This is a genomic window from Flavihumibacter profundi (assembly GCF_020076305.1).
Classification (GTDB): domain Bacteria; phylum Bacteroidota; class Bacteroidia; order Chitinophagales; family Chitinophagaceae; genus Flavihumibacter; species Flavihumibacter profundi.
Map to the genome: position 1 here is coordinate 618305 of NZ_JAIQXE010000003.1, position 21080 is coordinate 639384.

Sequence of the window (21080 nt, forward strand, 5' to 3'; positions counted from 1 at the left end):
CACCAGTTATTTAACAATCCACTCGTGGATGCCGGCAGAGTGTTCTTTTGGCAATTGCACTTCAATCTTCAGCGCTGTTGTTTTTACTGTTTTGAAATGCACAGTATTGTATTTGTCCTTAGTGATTTCATAATTTCCTTCATTCTCAACCGGTAGCCAGGCTCCATCTTTTTTATAATAGATTTTCCAGTCAGCGGGGATCCGGCACCCCCCGAATGGCCCGTCATCAAACCAATAGACCATAGATTCCGAAACAGCATATTCCTGGTCAAAATCATATTGAACCCACTCCTTCGAATCTGTTTTAGGCCACCAATGCAGGTAAACAGAATTGTGGTCCTGTGAATTTTCAGGTTCAAACTGGTCATTCAATCCTTTAAGCATGCGCGGGTTAGACTGGGAGGAGCTGGCTTTGCTTTTTGAAGCAATCGTTGGGGCCGGTTTGGGATGGGCAGCTGATTCTACATAAGGAATCCAGACTTCCATTTCGGAAGGCCCGCGATTATTCCAGGCATAATAAGGAATAGCTTCAACGGCCTGTTCGGACTTCAATAACACATCAGAGTTCAATTGTCTTTTAGTTGAACTTCCTTTGGCAGTTAATACAACCACCCCATTCAGCAGTTTTTCATTATAGGCTGAAGAAAAGTTTTCATTTTCTTTTACAACTATATTCAAAACCGCACTGTCGAGGTTATCGGGCGCTTCGAGGCAATACACCAATGGACCACGCTGAAGGGCAAATTTGTTCTGGTCTTCTTTCACCTTTGCATTGGCGATTACTTTATTGATCTCCATCGGCAATTCAATGTCAACCTTGTCCCCTTTGCGCCACTCCCGGTTTATAACAATATAGCCCTTGTCGCTTTTGAATTCGATTAATTTCCCGTTCAGTTTAACAGCAACCGGGCTGCGTTTCTGGTCTAAAAAGGCATAAAGGCTACCGGGAATAGCTTCCTCACGGGCCCAGCCGGGGATCCTGAAGTGGATATTAAATCTGGATTTTTTCGAAGGATCCACTTTCACCAAAACATGTCCTTTCCATGGATATTCAGTTTCCTGGTCAATAGCCACTTTACCGGATGGAAGGTCTATTTCAGCAGAATTAGCGACATACAGGTTAACATAAATATTATTATCCTGCTGCGCATATACGTAGCCGGGAACTGATGGCATAAACCTTGTCATATTGGAGATACAACAGGCACAACTGAACCAGGGACTCCGTTGGTGCTGCCCCATAGATGTCAATGGATTGGGATAGAAAAATTTATCGCCACTCAATGATACGCCTGAAAGCAATCCATTATATAAAATCCTTTCCAGCACATCAATATATTTTGCATCGCCGTTCATCAGGAACATACGGCTATTCCAATACACGTTCGCAATAGACGCACAGGTTTCTGCATAGGCCGACATATTCGGCAGGTCATACGATGAGCCGAAGGCCTCCCCATTGCCGGTAGCACCAATGCCGCCGGTAAGGTATAATTTATGGTCAACCACATCCTGCCAGATATCATTGATGGCGCCAATATATTTTTTATCGCCGGTAAGGGCTGCTACATCAGCCATGCCGGTATACATATATGCTGCACGAACTGCATGGCCCACTGCCTCATGCTGGTCTGTGACCATTTTATGAGACTGGTTGTATTCTGATTCTTTGATATGCCCATCTCCACGGATATCTAAAAAGTACCTGGCAAGGTCAAGGTAAGCCTGCTTGCCGGTAACCCTGTACATTCGTGCCAGGCCCATTTCCACAACCTGGTGGCCGGGGAAATATGCAGCTTTGCCAGGACCAAAGTCCTTAACGAGCAGGTCGGCATTTTTAATGGCGATATTTAATAAGGATTTCTTTCCGGTTGCCATAAAATGAGCTACAGCCGCTTCATACAAATGACCCGCATTATATAACTCATGACTCAATTCGGGGTCTGCCTCCCACCTGTTGGGACTGATCCATTCGTGCAATTTCTCAGGTTTCATTGTGCGGAATGTATAGAGGTAGCCATCCGGTTCCTGCGCATCACCAATAATAACAATAAGGCTGTCGAGCGTTTTATCCATCGCCGGGTCGGGATTAACCTGTAATGAATAGGAAATGCCTTCAATAAGTTTATATAAATCAGAATCGTCAAAAGGATATTCTGTTATTTTACCCACAGGCATCTTGCCCGCAGCCTTAAGGAAATTATCTATACGGCCTGTTTCACGGCATTTGCGTAAAGTATAAGGGATGGTAACCCTTGCGTTAGTAGCAATTTTGGGGGCCCAGAAATTATCATGCAAATGGACTTTGGTGAAAGGTACCGGCTGAATAGGATAATCACCGGTAACGGATTGAGCAAATCCGGCAATGCAGGAACCTACAAGAAAAATGATTCCAAATAATTTCACTTTGACCATAATTTTGAGATTGACCTTTGGGAATATAAATGTACGGCTGACATTTAATACAAAGTTTACACAAATTGGCAGTTGCTAGCCGGATTTTCCCATTTCCTGGAATGGATTAGGATAATGTTTGTAAATTAATCAGCAATACGATTAAAATATAATTGCCATGAACAATCCCCGTCGCAAGTTTATTCGAACCAGTGGTAGCCTTTTACTGGGAACAGCAGTACTTCCAGCTATCGGATCTGAACTATTACCTGCATACCCATTTCGGACAGGAGCTGCTGACCGTTTGAATGTGGGTGTAATTGGTGTAAATGGAATGGGTTGGAGCGATCTCCAGGCCATTTTAAAAATTGATGGTGTAAAATGCATTGCCCTTTGCGATGTTGATGATAATGTATTAAAAAGAAGGGCGGCAGAATTGGAAAAGATGAATATGCCTGTAAAAACCTATTCCGATTACAGGAAGCTTTTAGAAAACAAGGATGTTGATATTGTGATTATCGGAACACCGGACCATTGGCATTGCCTGATTATGGTAGAAGCCTGTGCTGCAGGAAAACATGTTTATGTTGAAAAGCCATGTGGCAACTCCATTACCGAGTGCCGCATTATGGAGGCAGCCCAGCAAAAATATAAAAGCATTGTACAGGTAGGTCAATGGCAAAGAAGTGCACCGCATTTCCAGGATGCCATTGAATTCGTCCACAGCGGAAAGCTGGGCAATATCCGTACGGTAAAATCGTGGGCATACATGGGCTGGATGAAGCCAGTGCCCATAAAACCTGATGGGCCGGCTCCTGAAGGCGTTGACTATACACGTTGGCTGGGCCCTGCTACAAACAGGCCTTTTAATGGCAACCGCTTTCATTTTAATTTCCGCTGGTTCTGGGATTATGCTGGTGGGTTAATGACTGACTGGGGCGTTCACATGATTGATTATGCGCTATTGGGTATGAAAGCAGGGTTCCCTAAACAGGTAATGGCATCAGGCGGAAAGATGGCTTACCCGGATGATGCTTCCGAAACACCAGACACCCTCACCGCTATTTTTGAATATGAAAAATTCAACCTGGTATGGGAGCATGCAACCGGGATTGACCTTGGCCCATATGGATTAACACATGGCACTGCATTCATAGGCAACAATGGTACATTGGTATTAAACAGGGAAGGCTGGTATGTAACGGCAGAAGAAGATAAAATGGCACCGGTACCGATGCAGAAAGACCAGGGTAATTCTTTGGTACGGCATATGCAGAATTTTGTAGACGCTATCCGTGCGGGTAATGGAAGCACGCTGCATACCCCAATACAGGAAGCATCAAAAACTGCACAGGTTTGCCAGTTGGGTAATATAGCATTCCGCACAAGGGAAAAATTAAGCTGGAATACTGCTACAAATTCATTTGATTCAAAAGCAGCCAAAGAACTCATGACAGCAGGTTACCACAATGGATATACCCTGCCAAAGCTGGGCTAATATCCGGCCAATACAGATTAAAATTTACAAAGCGATCGCCCCATAGCGATCGCTTTTGATGTTATATATTACAGCAATTGAAATTACAGGGTATTATGAGTGAACCAAACTTTAAGCCGACCCTTCGTTTACTGGATGCAACCATGATTGTAGCCGGATCTATGATCGGTTCCGGCATATTTATTGTCAGCGCAGATATAACCCGGAATATTGGAAGCTCGGGATGGTTAATCGCTGTGTGGCTGATTACCGGTTTCATGACCATTACCGCAGCATTAAGTTATGGCGAACTCAGCGCAATGTTCCCAAAGGCCGGCGGGCAATATGTTTATCTTAAGGAAGCGTACAATCCCCTGATAGGGTTCCTGTTCGGGTGGAGTTTCTTCTCAGTAATACAAACAGCCACTATAGCGGCAGTAGCCGTAGCTTTTGCAAAGTTCACCGCCTATCTTTTCCCGGTTTTCAGTGAAGACAAAGTAGCCCTGAAATTTGGGGCACTGGCTATCTCACCGGCCCAGTTATTATCTATCGTTGTAATAGTTTTACTTACGTTTATCAATACACGAGGAATAAAAAGCGGCAAGCTGATCCAGACAACATTCACCCTCACCAAACTGCTAAGCCTGTTCGGATTAATACTGTTTGGTTTAATGGCTTTCCGGCCTGGTGTATGGGACTTAAACTGGACCAATGCATGGCACCTGCAATCGAGGACCCCGGCAGGCATATTGGGAGATTACAGCCTGTTTGCCGCACTTGGTGCCATAGCGGCTTCGATGGTGGGGTCAATATTCAGCAGCGACTCATGGAACAATGTGACATTTATTGCGGGTGAAATAAAAAACCCGCAACGCAATATCGGCCTGAGTCTTTTCCTGGGTACACTGATTGTTACTATTATCTATGTATTAACCAATATCACCTACACTGCGGTACTGCCGCTTGACGCAATTGCCGGCGCTGAAAAAGACAGGGTTGCTGTAGCTGCAGCACAGGAGATTTTCGGGCCTGCAGGCACCATGATTATTGCGATCATGATCATGATTTCAACCTTTGGCTGTAACAATGGAATCATTCTGGCCGGCGCCAGGGTTTATTATACCATGGCGAAAGATGGTTTATTCTTCAGCAAAGCCGGTTCCCTCAACAAGAATGGCGTTCCTGCATATGCCTTATGGCTACAATGCTTATTTGCCTGTGCCTGGAGCCTTAGCGGCAAATACGGACAGTTATTGGATATGATTTCTTTTGTAGTTGTTGGGTTTTATATGCTCACTATTGCTGGTATTTTTATCCTTCGCAGGAAAAGACCCGATGCCCTGCGGCCTTATAAAGCATTCGGGTACCCGGTGTTGCCAGTTATTTACATTATGATGGGCCTAAGCTTCTGTATTTTACTGATCATTTTTAAACCATCCTTTACCTGGCCAGGACTTATTATTACTCTTTTGGGAATCCCTATTTATAAGATTATTCCCAAAAAGAATAGCCCTGTTTAGTCTTAAAGGAGCAGTTAAAACCTGTTGGGGTCAAAGGCTTCGATGGAAACTGAAGTTTTTTTGCGGGAAGCGAGCTCAGCAACCAATTTACCGGTTGCAGGGCCAAGGCTTAAACCCATCATTGCATGGCCTCCGGCTACGATGAGGTTATCTAACGATTTTATATAACCGATATAAGGTAAGCCGTCCGGGGAGCAGGGCCTGAAGCCATACCAAACATCCTGTTCTGCCGGCATAGCGACCTGAAGACCGGGAAAATACGCTGGAATAGACTCAACAATTCCCCTTACCCTGTTCATATTTTTCGAATGGTTTACCGGGCCTAGTTCCATGGTTCCACCATACCTCATTTTACCTGCCATCGGTGTAATGGCTACCCTTGCTTCGCAAAGGATCGCAGGTATATTCAGGCTTTTTTGGGGATGATCTAACGTAAAGGAATACCCTTTACCCGGCATCAGGGGAATTTGCTGTCCGCATTTTTTCAATAATTCCGGTAACCAGGAACCTGCTGCAAGAATAAACAGGTCGGCTCCTATTGTCTGGGTTTCAGTTTGCACAGCGCTGACCTTTCCCTGTTTGCTGTCGATTCGGGTAATTTCAGTACCGGTAATAACGCGAACACCCCTCGCCTGTAAATGCTGCAGTAATTGCTGGTTAAGCTTATTGGGATATAAATGGGCATCACATTTATAATGTACAGCACCTAACACATCCAACGTCACAGCGGGTTCCAGTTGTTGTGCAGCCTGCCTGCCAAGGGTATCAACATCCAGTCCCATTGACCTTGCTTTTTCAGCAAGATGAGCTTCTTCTTCACCAACTTTCGGATCTTTGAAATACATCATGATTCCCTTCCTCTCGTAGGCAAAATCAAAACCAGGTAAAGACTTCAATTCCTCGTACAAGGAACGGCTCAACAGGTTAATATCCCTTAAATAGGGCGCCGCCGCCTCTGCTTTTGCCTTTGTAGCGCTTTGCATGAATTTTAATCCCCAGGAAACGAGGTTCCAGCTCAGCGAAGGTTTTACATAAAATGGACTCTTTGCATCAAACATCCAGCGAATGCCCTGTGATATAATACCCGGGGCCGCCAAAGGAACAAAGTGGCTGGGAACGATCATTCCCAAATTACCATAGGAACAATTATCTGCCAGGTCAGTGCGATCAATTATAGTTACATCCCATCCTGCTTCTGCCAGGTAGTAAGCGCTGCACAAACCAATAATACCTCCGCCAATAATTACTGCTTTCATAAATTAGCGGGTACAATAGGTTCGCGGGTATATTCGCCATTAACTTTTCGCATTATGCCAAGCGGATTGCTGTTTTGCAAAGCCTCGGGCAAGCTGGATTCCGGACAATCCTGTAAACAGATGGGCCGGAGGAAGCGCTTTATTGCTTCTGCACCCACCGAGGTGGAACGCGCGTCCGTAGTTGCCGGGAATGGCCCGCCATGCACCATAGCATGACATACTTCAACGCCTGTTGGTACATTATTGTAAATCACCCGGCCAACCTTACCGGATAAGGCTTCCACAAATGAACTATATTTTTTAACGTCTTCTCCAGTTGCATAAATGGAACCAGTTAACTGGCCATGAAGCCCCTGGATTGCTTCCAGCATTTCACTTTCATTCTCGCAAATTACTAACAGGGAAGCCGGACCGAAAATTTCATCCTGTAACATTTGCTGCTGAATAAATGCCTTCGCGCTAACCTGCAGCAGGCTTGGGGAGCCTTTATAATTCCCCTGTTCATCCGCTCCTTCCAGTAAAACAGTAACACCATCCACGGCGCTGATTTTTTTACGATCGCGGTAATAGCTGGAACAAATTGTCTTATTCAACATTACACCCGCAGGAACTGCAGCCAGGGCAGCCTGTAAGGCTACAATAAAATCTTCCGTAAGTCCATCCCTTGTTACAAATAATAAACCCGGGTTTGTGCAAAACTGCCCAACGCCAAGGGTAATGGAACCCGCCAGTTGCTGCGCAATGGCAGCATGATCTTCCGATAATTTCCCGGGTAATAACAGCACCGGGTTTATACTGCTCATTTCTGCATATACAGGAATTGGTGTAAGCCGATCATGGGAAGCAGTTCGGAATAAAGACATTCCTGCTTTAAACGAACCGGTAAATCCAATTGCTTTGATCCCTTCATGTTTGGCCAGCACCTGTCCAAGTGTTGCACCTTCACCTATAAGTGAAGAGAAGACCCCATCTGGCATACCCGATTTCTTCGCAGCATTTTGAATGGCCGTTGCCATCATTTCGTTTGTACCCAGATGCGCGCTGTGCGCTTTTACAATTACCGGATTCCCTCCAGCCAGTGCTGAAGCGGTATCGCCGCCGGCTGTTGAAAAAGCAAATGGAAAATTGCTCGCAGCAAAAACCGCAACCGGGCCAATTGGTACCTGAATTTTACGAAGGTCTGCCCGGGGTAAAGGTTTCCGATCAGGTTGTGCAGTATCAATCACCGCTTCCACCCATGAACCTTCCCGCAAAACAGCGGCAAATAAACGCAATTGGTTAACAGTCCTGTCGCGTTCTCCTGTCAGTCTTCCCATGGGTAAGCCGGATTCCAGGTTAGCACGTTCCAGCAGCTGGTCTCCCAAAGCCATGATTTCCTGGGCAATTGTTTCGAGGAATACTGCCCTTCCAATAGCGCTAATCCTGCTGTATACAGGGAAGGCTTTAGTTGCTTTATCAATGGCCAGCTGAATCTCTGCTGCAGAAGCAACGGAAAACCCTTCGGGTAACTGGGCACCTTTTAGTGTGCTGAAGGAAAATAATTTTTCTGTTTGTTCAGCGGCAATTCCGTGCCCGATTATACTAAGACCAGTTAGCATGTGCAAGGGGTTTCAGGTTTTTGTAATCTGGCAATTCAGGGCGAACTGCAAGTGCATCATTAATTGTTTTCAAAACAGTGACCCTTTCGGTGCCACTTAGGGGCATACGCGGTGCCCGGACATATTCACTGCCAATTCCGGTTGCTGTTGCGGCAAGTTTGATATACTGAACCAGCTTGGGATGAATATCGAGCTCAAGCAAAGGCATAAACCAGCGGTAGATAGAAAGCGCTTCCTGTATGCGGCCAGCTTTCACTAACCTAAAGATAGCTACTGTTTCCTGCGGGAAAGCATCTACCAGTCCGGCTACCCAGCCATCAGCACCCAAAACAAGGCTTTCCAGGGCAATCGGGTCAACACCTGTCAGTATTTTATAACGGTCCCCAAAGCGGTTAATCATCCTGGTTATATTCATTGTATTACGGGTGGACTCCTTAACAGACTGAATATTTTCAAAAGGCAGAAGTTCTTCAAACATGCTGATAGTGACCTCAATTTTGTAATCAACCGGATTATTATAGACCATAATCGGAAGGGAAGTATTGCGGGCTACAGCCTGGAAATAGGCTACTGTTTCATCATCAGAAGACTTATAACGCATAGGTGGTAAAAGCATCAACCCATCAGCTCCGTTTGCCTCGGCTTTCTGTGCCAATTCTACGGCAACAGCAGTGCTTTGCTCTGCAATACCGACGATTACCGGTGAATTCTTTGGAGAAATTTCCTTTGCATAAATCAGGAGGTCCCTTTTCTCTTCCATCAGCAATGTGCTTGCCTCACCAAGGGATCCACCAATAATCACACCATCAACCCCGGCGCTGACCTGCGCATCGAGATTGGTCTTAAACAAATCAAAGTCCACTTTATCCTCTTTATTAAAGGGTGTGAGTAATGCCGGGAATACACCACTCCAGTTAAAATTTGCCATAGATAAAAAATTTTATGCTTGAAATGCAAAAATAGGTCCGTATGATTCAATAACCTATGTGCTTATTAATATAAAATTTACCAATATTAACAGTTTCGTGGAATAGCTACCCGTCTTATTTAGCAGGTAAAGGATAAAACCGCCACTTAGTGGTAAAATCAATATTGGGTGGTTTCTGCAACAAAATTGTTCTCAATAATTCCACGGGCATTTCATTTTCCTGGAGGACCGCATCATGAAATTGCTTAGCAGTCATCTTTCCAGTTCCCACCAATTCTTTATTCAATGCATAAAACTGCAATCCACCAACCAGGTATGCGACCTGGTATAAAGGACCATAACCTCCGGTAAACGAACGACGTACTTCCCCTTCAGCGTTGGCACGTTCATGGCCGACCCGGTTTACCAGGAAGTCAATACATTGCTGTGGTGTCCATTTCCCCAGGTGATAGTTTAATGAAAAAATAATCCTTGCGCAGCGGTGCATCCGCCAGAACAACATACCGATCCTATCTTCCGGACCACGCGGAAAGCCTTTATCCCAAAGAATCATTTCCCAGTAGAGCGCCCAGCCTTCTATCCAGAAAGGTGTGCCGAAATTCCTGTAAGCATGGTTACGGCTGTTCATAAACATCTGGAGATGGTGACCGGCAATCAGTTCGTGATGAACTGTTGCCCTTGAAAAATGCGGATTATTGCCCCGCATACTCATTAACTTATCTTCTTCAGACATGCTATTCGTGGGGTAAGAAATAATAATTTCTTCACCCCCGAGGAAAAACGGGTTCACCAATTGGCGCTCCGGGCTCATCATACTCATCCGCCAGGTTTCCTCAGCAATAGGCGGGATTGTCACGAGGTCGTTTTTCTTAAGAAAATCAACACTCTGGTTATACAGGTCAAGGATCATTTCGGGTTGTTTACCCGCAGGAACATAAGTGTTTTTCACTTTCTCGAGGGCTTTTTTCCAATCGTTCCCAAACCCCATTTCATTACTGGCTTTCAGCATTTCCTTATCGCACCAGGCAAATTCCTTTTCAGCTATTGCAATCAATTCCTCCGGGCTATATGCTATGTATTCCTGTTTTAGCTGCCTCAAAACCTCGGCCTTGCCGATGGGCCTGCCAATTATCCCAGATCCATCGTCGGCACCAACAGCGTTTTTACGGCCCTGTTTTACCAGGTTTTGCCTGTAAATTTTTAAAAGGCTATCCACGGATCTATAAGGGGTTTCCATCCACCAGGAATATTGGGGATCATACCCGTTATAAAAATCATGTATGCTTTTTAAAGCCATTGATAAATCATTGGATAACTTCTCAGTTGCAAAGGCTGAATTAAGGTCAATCTGTTTGTCGTTGTCCAGGTTCTTAATAGCAGCCTTCAGTTGCACTGCCCAGCCATTCATGGTTTTAGCCAAATTCGGAGCATCAGGAGCAAGCCCCCTGCGCCTGTCTTTTTCGGCAGCAAATACTGCATCTGAAAAGGAAAGGTATTTCGAAGCCAGGCGGGTATTTTTTTCATCTTCGGTTAACCTGAACTGGTCATCCTGAATATTCTTTCTAAACAATATAAAATCAACTTTCCCTTCATCACTAAGCTGGTCAAAGCTGAATTGATCCAGTTTCCGGCTATATTGATTATCCAGTTCTTTTAACCTGGTTATTCTTTCCGGTGAGGATTCCAGGAAATAAAACCGGTCAAGGCTACCCCTGTCTTCACGATACTGGATAATAGTATTGGTTAACTCAGTGGCCTGAAGGGAAATTTCTTTATTGGTATTTACCTGCGAGAAAACCAACCCTGGGAAAACATATAACCAGGCGAATGCCAAACAGATTATTTTTTTCATACTTTCTGATATTATACATCAATTTATTAAAAAGCGACCCACCATATGGCGAGTCGCTTTATATAACCAGGTTCCGGCAATTAAAAACTATTGTGCATCCCACCAAAGGCGGTCAGTAAGTTTTGCTGTTTGCTGCGGTTGCGGGTTTGAAATTTTTTCTGACTGCGGATATAAAAACCTTCTTGGAATATCCGATAAGGCATTGGGGACTTTGGTCAGAACCGGGAAGCCGGTGCGGCGCCAGTCAACCCAATTTTCTATATTCAGGAAATTAGCCGTGGACTTTTCTTCAATAATACGTTGCAATGCATTTGCATCAGTTAATACACCGCGGATGGCCAGGTAGTTCATTACAGGCGCTGAAGCCGGGTCCAATCCAAGTCTTTCCATATTTGATTGAATTGCCGCAATATAAATGGGTTGTGCTGCTTCTGCCCCCAATTTAATCAATGTTGCTTCTGCTTTCAAAAAAGCAGCTTCGTCATACGTTAGCAGGAAATTATCAGAACTGGCACCGCCATAAAAAGTATTAGGAATAGAATAATCTTCAAGACTACCAACAAAATCCTCACCAATATCTTTACCATTATATTCACCTGTTGCAACAGCAGGAGCAACGATAACGGGTAAACGCGGATCATTCCTGTTTTTCAGTTCATCCACTAAATGTGAAGATAAAACAAGGGTTGAGCCGGGAAGGAAAGTAAGGTACCAGGGGTTTTCATTTCCTGCACTGCCAGGATAAGAAAACTTAAAATCATCATCTCTTGAACTCATGCCATTTTCAAGTGCCGACAGTGCCAGGGTTGCCTGGCCGGTGGCTGTATAACCTGGTGCTTTGGTTAAATGCATATAATACCTTGCCTTAAGGGTGTAGGCCAGTTTTTTCCACTTGTCAAGGTCGCCGCCATAAAAGAAATCATCGGAGGCTGGCGATTTTTTGCTATCCTTTGCAAGATCAGCAATACCATCATCAAGTTTTTGCTGTACTGCCTTGTATACGTCTTCCTGGGCGGTGTAAATGGGAACAAAATTTTCACTTCCCTTTAATGCTTCCACCAGGGGTAAATCGCCCCAAAAGTCCGTAGCCGCACCCAATGTATAGGCAAACAGGATTTTCCCTACGCCGGCATAAGCCGGATTGCCATTGGTTTCTGCTTTATTGATCATACTATTCAGGTTATTCAGTATGGTCACATATACATTACTCCAGTCGCCATCGGCTTCAGAATTCGTCATCAGGTAAGTTCCAGTATTGGGCACCGGTTGGTTGAGGCAAACTGTCTGCAAATAATGCTGTGTATAAATACCCAGCAATCCTGCATTCAAACTATGGGAAATAGAAAGTTCCGCAGGTGGAAGAATCAAAGATTCCTGCACATTTATCGGGCGGTTTGGATCATCGTTTACATCAATGAATTTTTTACAACCAGCAACCAGGACAAATCCTCCGAAAATTATTATTGTGATTAATTTTTTCATAATACTTGTGATTTAAAACCATTAAAAAGAAACCCTCACTGAAAAATTCACAGACTTTGAAGTCGGTGTCGAGAAAGAATAAAGCCCCTGGGAACCATTAGAAGATCCAAATGAACTCACCTCGGGATCACCTCCTGTAAAATGCGGTGCATAGATCCAGAGGTTTCTTCCGGTTACAGAGAAGACCAGGCCCTTCACTACGGATCTTTCCAATAATTTCTTAGGAAGTTCATAAGTAAGGCTTACGTTGCGGAGTTTTAAATAAGTGCCATCCTGGATTACTGCTTCAGTAATACTGTTTAGCCTCCGCCAGTAACTCTGCCCGCTTACTGTAATATCATTTGCTTTCCCGTCAGATTCTTTTATTCCCGGCACTATGCGGTCTGCGCGGTCTTCGGTTATTTTAGGTGTGCCATAAAAATAGCCATATCCATCAACGTTATTCTCGATATCACCGCCCATTTTCATATCAAAGAAGAAACTAAAACTGAATTGTCCATACCTGAAATTGTTATTTATGCCCGCCAGCCAATCTGGTGTAATATTTCCAATTATACCATCATTTTCGTCCCTGAATGGCAGGCCGTCATCATCAATTTTCAATTGTCCGTCTGCAGTACGGGCAAACCTGCCGCCGAATTTTACGCCATATGGCTGTCCCTTTATAATTTGAGTAAAGCCATTGCCTAATTGTTCAATTGGCGGATTAGCTGCATCATTAATTTCCAGAACCTTATTCCGGATCCTGCTATAATTGAAAGCAACATCCCAACTAAAACGGGAGGTTCTTACGGGAGTTGCGTTGATCAGGACCTCGAGGCCCTTATTCTCAAGTTTCGCACTATTGATAGTGGTAGAAGAATAACCAGAAGCTGCACTAACAACAACACCAGGAATTATTCCATCAATTGTTTGCTTATCAAAATAAGATAACTCTATACCTAGTTTGTTCTTGAAAAAACGACCCTCAAAACCAATTTCAAACTCATTTAACCTTTCGTTTTTAAGATTTGGGTTACCCAAAGTTGAACTCAGCGCAAAACCAGATTGTCCCTGGAATGGAAAGGTAATTGATCCAACAGTTGCTGAGCTATACGGCGTCAGTAATGAATATGGGGCAACCTGGTCATTTCCTACAGTTGCATAAGAAACCCTCAGTTTGGCGATATCGACCCATGACCTTGCCCTCTCACCCATAAATTCTGAAAAAATAAATGCTGCAGCCGCGGATCCGTAAGGATAGAAAGAGTTTTCCTTTGACAACACAGAGCTTCCATCATAACGACCAGTCAGTGACAGGTTCAGGAACCTGTTATAATCTATATTAGCCTGCATGTAGAAACCAACTTTCCTTTGCAGGTAGTTACTTTCACTAAAAGTAATTGTTGAAGCGTTGCTGATATTGTCGAAATCTTCAATAGTTGTACCCAAACCATTTCCCCGGTTATATTGCGAATAGGTGGAAATCATATTACTTCCCAGCAACAGGTTGGTGTTGAATTTTCCAAATTCCTTGTGGGCATTTACAATAAGGTCATTATTAAATTGCCTGAAACTGGTATTCTGGTCGATGATATGACCAGGTGTTGCGAGTGCGCTGCTGGGTGCTTCAACATATTTTGCCTGCTCTGAATAAAGGTCAGCGCCAAGCCTTTCTGTAACCGTCAGCCAATTGGTTGGTGTATAATTAAAAGTAATTACCGGGATTACACGATTAACTGTTGCACTGTTATTGATATTATCCAATACCCAATATGGATTATTACGTGAATACCTATACACTCTTTGTGTGCCATCCTCATTCAGGTATGGCAATGGATTCCAGGATATTGGCGCAGTATAAACAGTCCAGATCGGACTTTCCAGAACGTACCCTTCCGGTGGACGGTTACTATTGGTGCCGGAATAAGTAGCCTGGACGGTACTTGTCAGTTTATCGCTGATTTTATTGGTAAATTTTGTAAACAGGGAATGTCTTTTATAATCACTATTAGGAACAGTTCCTGTCTGGTCAAAATAGGAATAAGACATAAAATAGCTCGATGCTGCACCGCCCCCACTTACGCTTACCGAATTATTTGAAGTGATACCTGTTTTGAAAAACAAATCAGTTTGGTTATACCTGGGTGCAGGCGCCCCATTTATCTTTAAGGTATCCATTAAAGGACCCCAAACCCCACTTGTTTTCTGGTCTTCCCCATTATAAAACTGGCCGCCAAGTCCCTGGCCATATTTGTTTTGAATTTCCGGTAAAAACGGTTTTTCAAAAGAAAGGTCAGAAGAAAAAGTAAGGGTTGGTTTCCTGTTTACAGTGCCAGCCTTGGTGGTAAGCATAACTACGCCCCTTGCTCCGGATGAACCGTACAATGCAGTAGCAGCAGCGCCTTTCAATACGTTAACAGATTCAATGGTAGCAGGATCAATATCAGACAAACGATTGGTACCAGGGCCTGAATACAGGTTTCCGGTTTCATCATTATTGATAGGCACACCATCGACTACAATCAACGCCTGGTTATCGCCATAAATAGAAGTGTTACCCCGGATTACGATTCTTGATGAGGCACCTGGCGTACCGGAAGAACTGGTAACCTGCATCCCTGCTACCTTTCCCGCCAATGCATTTACCACATTGGGTTCTTTGGTTTTAAGCAACTCCTCACCTTTAACCTCCTGGGTACTGTAAGTAAGGTTTCTTTTCTCCTTTTTCACGCCTAGTGCCGTTACCACCACTTCCTCCAATTGTGCGCTTGAATTGGTTAATGTAATGCTGATATCATTCTGGCCATTAAGGGCAAGTTCCTGCTCTTTAAATCCCAGAGAAGAAACTACAAGAATCGCATTGCCGGAATATGGCAAAGTAAAACTTCCATCAGCATTGGTGGAAGCACCTGAAGCAGAATTTTTTATTTTTACTGTCGCAGATGGAACAGGAGCCCCGTTCTTATCCAGGATTTTTCCTCTCAGCAGTATTGTTTGTGAAAAGACCAATAAGCTACAAATAGCCATAAGGGTGGTCAGCAAACCCCTTTTAACGAGTAGTGTCATAAGCAGTAGTTTTCCTTAATCTCAAACATAACCCGAATTGCCGTTTACCTGTTTGTTCCGTTTATCTTAAACTTTACGAATATTAACCTTTCATGAAATGCTTACTGGTAGTTATTATTGTTTATAATACATTTATTTTTAATTTGATTTGGCTAATGCCTCAATGCTAAAAATGGTAAACAAATCACTAATTAACGGTGACCCATTATTATCACGGTAAATTATCTTCGGGCAATCAACCAGCAACTGCTAAACAAAGCAGAAAACATGAAAAAAACATTCTTTTGTATTGACGCGCACACCTGTGGTAATCCGGTTAGGGTGGTTGCCGGGGGTGGGCCAGCGCTTATTGGGAATTCCATGAGTGAGAAAAGGCAGGACTTCCTGAAAAACTATGACTGGATCCGCAAAGGGCTTATGTTTGAACCCCGCGGGCACGATATGATGAGCGGGTCAATCCTCTATGCTCCGCATGATCCCGCAAATGATGTGGCAGTACTGTTCATTGAAACCAGTGGATGCCTGCCCATGTGCGGCCATGGCACTATTGGTACAATTACAATAGGCGTTGAAGAAGGCCTGATTGTTCCCAGGACACCTGGTGTTATCAGGATGGAAGCTCCTGCAGGGTTGGTCAATATTGAATACAGGCAGCAGGGGCCAAAGGTAAAATCCGTAAAGCTTACCAATGTGCCTGCTTACCTGGCCGCATCTGAGTTAACAGTAGATTGTCCCGATTTGGGAGAACTGGTGATCGATGTTTCCTATGGCGGCAATTTTTATGCGATTGTAGATGTGCAGAAGAATTTTGCCGGGCTTGAACACTATTCTGCTGATAAACTAATTACATGGGCCCGCGAATTACGGAAACGCATCAATGAAAAATATGAATTCGTGCATCCTGAAAATGATACGATCAATGGATGCTCGCATATTCTTTGGACCGGCGCAGTTCTTGATCCTGCATCAACGGCAAGGAACGCTGTATTCTATGGCGATAAAGCAATTGACCGAAGCCCTTGCGGAACAGGCACTTCAGCCCGAATGGCGCAATGGTACACAAAAGGCAAGCTGAAGAAAGGCGATCAATTTATCCACGAAAGTATTATCGGATCAACTTTTATTGGCACCATTGAAGAAGAAACCGAAGTTGCGGGAAAGCCGGCAATCCGTCCGGGAATAGAAGGCTGGGCAAGGATCTATGGATACAATACTATTTCAATTGATCCTGAAGACGATCCTTATGCCTATGGTTTCCAGGTGATATAATAACTACTACATGAAAAGACTTTTTCCCTGCATGCTGGCTGTTGCAATGATTTCTTCAGCAATCCAGGCGCAATCTTATATTCCGGTAAAAAATGATACCCGATTTAAGGTGCATCCGGTAGCACCCATAAAGGCTTATGGCTTTGACCTGAAAGATATTCATATTGATAACGGGAGCCCCCTTAAAAATGCCATGGATAAAGACGCTGCATATTTGCTATTCCTGGATCCAAACAGGCTACTGAGCCGGTTTTATACCAATGCAGGACTCCCGGCTAAAGGTGAAAAATACGATGGATGGGAAAGCGAAGCAATATCCGGACATACCCTTGGCCATTACCTGTCGGCGATCAGTATGATGTATGCTTCATCAGGTAATAAAGAGTTCAAAAAAAGGGCGGATTATATAGTTGCAGAACTGGCCCGCTGCCAATCTGCCAGAGGGACGGGTTATGTAGGCGCCATGCCGGGCGAAGACAGCTGCTTTGCCAAACTATCACGCGGAGATATTAAAACAGGTGGCTTTGACCTGAACGGGCTTTGGTCGCCATGGTATGTAGTGCATAAAGTGATGGACGGATTAGTGGATGCCTATTATTATACCGGTAACAAGGAGGCATTGCAGGTAGTCATTGGCATAAGCGACTGGACGGCCAGGATTCTTAAAGACCTTAATGCAGAGCAGTTACAAAAAATGTTGCGCTGTGAATATGGCGGGATGAATGATGTACTGGCGCAGGTATATGCGATTACCGGTGATAAAAGACACCTGGCAACTTCCTATAAATTTTATGATGATTTTGTAATGGCGCCTTTGTCAAAACAAATCGATCCGCTACCTGGCAAACACAGCAATACCAATGTCCCGAAAGCCATCGGCAGTGCTACCCAATATGAAATAACCGGCAACAAAAGCGACCAGACCATTGCCTCCTTTTTCTGGAATACCATGGTGCATCACCATAGTTATGTAATAGGCGGGAACAGCAATTATGAATATTGCGGCGAGGAGGATAAACTAAGCGACAGGCTGAGTGACAATACCTGTGAAACCTGCAATACTTACAATATGCTTAAACTGACCCGGCATTTGTTTTCCTGGTCACCATCGGCAAAACTGGGCGATTACTATGAGCGGGCTTTATATAACCATATCCTTGCCTCGCAAAACCCGGAGGATGGTATGATGTGTTATTTTGTGCCGTTACGGATGGGCACTAAAAAACAGTTTTCCGATTCACTGCACACTTTCACCTGTTGTGTGGGAAGTGGTATGGAGAACCACAGTAAATATGGTGAAGGCATTTATTATGAAGGAGCTGACGGCAGTTTATATGTAAACCTGTTTATCCCTTCAACACTAAACTGGCGATCCAAAAAAATAAGCATCCGGCAGGAGACCGATTTCCCGACAGGCGACACAGTCAATTTCACAATTCAATCTAAAGGTGCTTCAGTATTCCCCTTAAAGATCAGGAAACCGGCCTGGTCCGATAAAACAATTATTTACGTGAATGGACAACCGCTTTCTGTGACTGTTGATATCGATGGATTCATTGTGATCAATCGTTCCTGGAAAAACAAAGACCGGGTACAACTGGTCTTATCCAAACAATTATACACGGAAGCCATGCCCGATAATGCCAATCGGATTGCTATATTATATGGCCCACTGGTACTGGCCGGTTCTTTAGGTACCACTATGCCCGACCCTGTATTTGGCACACCGGTTTTACTTACGGATGATAAAAACGTTAAGAACTGGATTAAACCCCTGGATAACCAGCCCCTTCATTTTGAAATGGTTGGCGTAGGAAAACCAAAAGATGTTCCATTGAGGCCCTTTTACCAGGTGTATAAGGAATACTACAGTGTTTATTGGGATTATTTCACCACCGCAGACTGGCAGAAGAGGCAGGCAGAATATGAAGCTGAGAAAAAGAGATTACAGGAAGTTACGGCACGCACTGTAGACTTTTTCCGCATCGGTGAAATGCAGCCCGAGCGTGACCATAATTTACAAGCCAGTGAAAAAAGTTACGTAAGTGATGCCATTGGTGTGAACGGCCGTGAAGTGAGGGCGGGTGGATTCTTCTCATTTGAAATGAATGTTGATACTACCGGGCAAAACACATTGATGCTTACATATATTGGTGATGATAAGGACCGGAAATTTGATATAGTGGTAAACGGGACCAAAATCAAAACTGAAGAATTGACCGGTGGCAAATCCGGCAAATTCTACGACCGGGAATATGTGTTGCCCGGGGAATTGATTGGTACCCATAAAAAAGCAACCATTCGCATAGAATCAAACTATGGTAAAACAGCCGGGCGTATATTTGGTGTAAGGATAATTAAATAAGAAAAATACCATGACTAAGTGGCCCTTGCTTTTCTGCATCTTCCTATCGTTTTTTTCCAGGGCACAAAAAAAGGACAGTGTTTTTCTATTTGCCTATTTTAAGAACAATGGTGAAGACGGGCTTCACCTTGCATCCAGCCAGGACGGTTTGAAGTGGGAGGCACTTAATAAGGACCGGCCCTTCCTGGCTCCCGCTGTTGCAAAAGATAAACTCATGCGTGATCCCTGTATTATCAGGGGGGCAGATGGCAAATTTCATATGACCTGGACCGTTAGTTGGAAGGATCGGGGGATTGGTTATGCCAGTTCATCCGACCTCGTTCATTGGTCAGCTCAACAGTTCATTCCTGTAATGTCTGATGAACCCGGAACCGAGAACTGCTGGGCACCGGAAATTTTCTATGACGCCGCAACCAAACAGTATATTCTATATTGGTCTTCAACTATTCCCGGGCGTTTTCCTGAAACTGCAAATAACGGCGACCACAATCATCGCATCTATTATGTTACCACCCGAGACTTTAAACAATTTAGCAAAGCAGCCCTGTTGTATGATGGCGGTTTTAACGTAATTGATGCAACCATCCAGTTAGCCGGTAGCCAATACCTGATGTTTTTAAAAGATGAGACCTTACGACCAGTACCCCAAAAAAATATCCGGATTGCTACAAGTCAGACAGCCACAAGCGGTTACTCTGCAGCAACAGGCCCTATAACAGGTAAATATTGGGCAGAGGGCCCAACTGCAATATTTAACAAAGGTCGCTGGCTGGTATATTTTGATAAATATACGGAGGACAGGTATGGGGCCGTTACCTCTGTAGATTTAAAAAATTGGACAGATATTTCAGACCAGGTCAAATTTCCTGATGGTGCCAGGCATGGGACAGTTCTAAGAATCAGCAAAGATGAACTTGACAGGCTGGTAAAGAGATAAAAGACTAAATAAACTAGCTTTGTCTTTTGTATACCCGAATGCCGAAACAACCAATCCATAGGAAAATTATTTTTCTGATAAATCCCATTTCCGGTACCAGGGCCAAGACTGAATTACATAAAAAAGTTTTGGCGGCTGCGGCCATGCATCACTGTGATGCCATCGTATTACCAACTGTTGCCAGTGGCGATTACAGTTTTGTAGAGCAAAAAATACTTGAAGATGCTTTTACTGATATAGTCATTTGCGGCGGAGACGGCACTGTTAACCAGGTTGTAAACAGTTTACACCATACAGGTATATATTTTGGCATTATACCGATGGGCTCAGGAAACGGATTGGCAAATACAGCAGGCATACCCAGTGTAACCGACAAGGCTATTGACCTCCTCTTTTCCGGCAAGCCCCGGTTCATAGATGCCTTTATGGTGAACGATCAGTTTGCCTGTATGTTATGTGGTATTGGTTTTGATGCAAAGGTCGCCCATGATTTTGCACAACAACCCGGAAGGGGGTTATTAACCTATACCCAACAAACCCTGAAGAACTACTTCACCGCAACACCCTACCAATTTGAATTGGTGGTTAATGACCAGGTCATCCAGACAGCAGCATTTTTCATCAGTATTGCCAATAGCAACCAGTTTGGCAACCAATTCACCATTGCCCCTAAAGCCAGCCTGAATGACGGATTACTGGATATTGTAATAGTTCCCAAAATGAATAAGGCAATATTACCCTTCGCATTAATCCAGCAAATCAGGGGAGGCAAACCGGCATCAGCAAAAGATTCATCCGGTACTACAATCCAATATTTCCAGACAGCCAAAATACAAATCCGGAATAAAGACAATGCGCCGTTGCATATAGACGGGGAACCGCGGGAAACCACGAAAGTATTGAATATAGGTATTGTGCCAAGATGCTTCCAACTGATCCAGCCGGCATCGTAGT

Annotated in this window: 13 protein-coding genes; 6 read left to right on the plus strand and 7 right to left on the minus strand. The window is 44.1% G+C overall.

Annotation, left to right across the window (positions count from 1 at the left end):
• Nucleotides 1-6: 6 nt before the first annotated feature.
• Nucleotides 7-2415: a glycoside hydrolase family 127 protein gene (locus LAQ65_RS17360; protein WP_224118269.1), complete on the minus strand. Its 2409-nt coding sequence runs from the start codon at nt 2413-2415 to the stop codon at nt 7-9.
• Between the two features lie 157 nt (nt 2416-2572).
• On the opposite strand from LAQ65_RS17360, the gene LAQ65_RS17365 reads away from it, so the two are divergent.
• Together LAQ65_RS17365 and LAQ65_RS17370 are read left to right on the plus strand one after the other, a co-directional pair.
• Nucleotides 2573-3892, plus strand: a complete 1320-nt coding sequence (locus tag LAQ65_RS17365; RefSeq protein ID WP_224118270.1) for a Gfo/Idh/MocA family protein — start codon at nt 2573-2575, stop codon at nt 3890-3892.
• A 95-nt stretch (nt 3893-3987) separates the two neighbouring features.
• Entirely contained in the window at nt 3988-5391 is a 1404-nt protein-coding gene (locus tag LAQ65_RS17370; protein ID WP_224118271.1) for an APC family permease, read from the plus strand.
• A 14-nt stretch (nt 5392-5405) separates the two neighbouring features.
• Here LAQ65_RS17370 and LAQ65_RS17375 read toward each other — a convergent pair whose 3' ends face one another.
• The 6 genes from LAQ65_RS17375 to LAQ65_RS17400 form a co-directional block, all read right to left on the minus strand.
• Nucleotides 5406-6647 carry an NAD(P)/FAD-dependent oxidoreductase gene (locus LAQ65_RS17375; RefSeq protein WP_224118272.1) on the minus strand — a complete coding sequence of 414 codons (1242 nt, stop codon included), beginning with the start codon at nt 6645-6647 and terminating at the stop codon, nt 5406-5408.
• On the minus strand, nt 6644-8245 hold the full coding sequence (locus LAQ65_RS17380; protein WP_224118273.1) for an aldehyde dehydrogenase (NADP(+)): 1602 nt from the start codon (nt 8243-8245) through the stop codon (nt 6644-6646). Before LAQ65_RS17380 ends, LAQ65_RS17375 begins: the two co-directional genes overlap by 4 nt.
• Complete coding sequence (locus LAQ65_RS17385) at nt 8229-9173, minus strand: dihydrodipicolinate synthase family protein (protein WP_224118274.1); 945 nt, start codon at nt 9171-9173, stop codon at nt 8229-8231. Before LAQ65_RS17385 ends, LAQ65_RS17380 begins: the two co-directional genes overlap by 17 nt.
• 115 nt (nt 9174-9288) lie before the next feature.
• Nucleotides 9289-11025 carry a DUF885 family protein gene (locus LAQ65_RS17390; RefSeq protein WP_224118275.1) on the minus strand — a complete coding sequence of 579 codons (1737 nt, stop codon included), beginning with the start codon at nt 11023-11025 and terminating at the stop codon, nt 9289-9291.
• Between the two features lie 87 nt (nt 11026-11112).
• Complete coding sequence (locus tag LAQ65_RS17395) at nt 11113-12507, minus strand: SusD/RagB family nutrient-binding outer membrane lipoprotein (RefSeq protein WP_224118276.1); 1395 nt, start codon at nt 12505-12507, stop codon at nt 11113-11115.
• Between the two features lie 21 nt (nt 12508-12528).
• Nucleotides 12529-15555: a SusC/RagA family TonB-linked outer membrane protein gene (locus LAQ65_RS17400; RefSeq protein ID WP_224118277.1), complete on the minus strand. Its 3027-nt coding sequence runs from the start codon at nt 15553-15555 to the stop codon at nt 12529-12531.
• Between the two features lie 267 nt (nt 15556-15822).
• Between LAQ65_RS17400 and LAQ65_RS17405 the strand changes: the two genes are divergently transcribed.
• Genes LAQ65_RS17405 through LAQ65_RS17420 form a run of 4 tightly spaced genes read left to right on the plus strand, consistent with a single transcriptional unit; the run spans nt 15823 to nt 21079 of the window.
• Nucleotides 15823-16824 carry a 4-hydroxyproline epimerase gene (locus tag LAQ65_RS17405; RefSeq protein WP_224118278.1) on the plus strand — a complete coding sequence of 334 codons (1002 nt, stop codon included), beginning with the start codon at nt 15823-15825 and terminating at the stop codon, nt 16822-16824.
• Between the two features lie 10 nt (nt 16825-16834).
• A complete protein-coding gene (locus tag LAQ65_RS17410; protein WP_224118279.1) occupies nt 16835-19189 on the plus strand; it encodes a glycoside hydrolase family 127 protein in 2355 nt (784 codons plus the stop codon).
• Nucleotides 19190-19199: 10 nt separating this feature from the next.
• On the plus strand, nt 19200-20126 hold the full coding sequence (locus tag LAQ65_RS17415; RefSeq protein WP_224118280.1) for a glycoside hydrolase family 43 protein: 927 nt from the start codon (nt 19200-19202) through the stop codon (nt 20124-20126).
• A 38-nt stretch (nt 20127-20164) separates the two neighbouring features.
• A complete protein-coding gene (locus LAQ65_RS17420; protein WP_224118281.1) occupies nt 20165-21079 on the plus strand; it encodes a diacylglycerol/lipid kinase family protein in 915 nt (304 codons plus the stop codon).
• Nucleotide 21080: the final 1 nt, after the last annotated feature.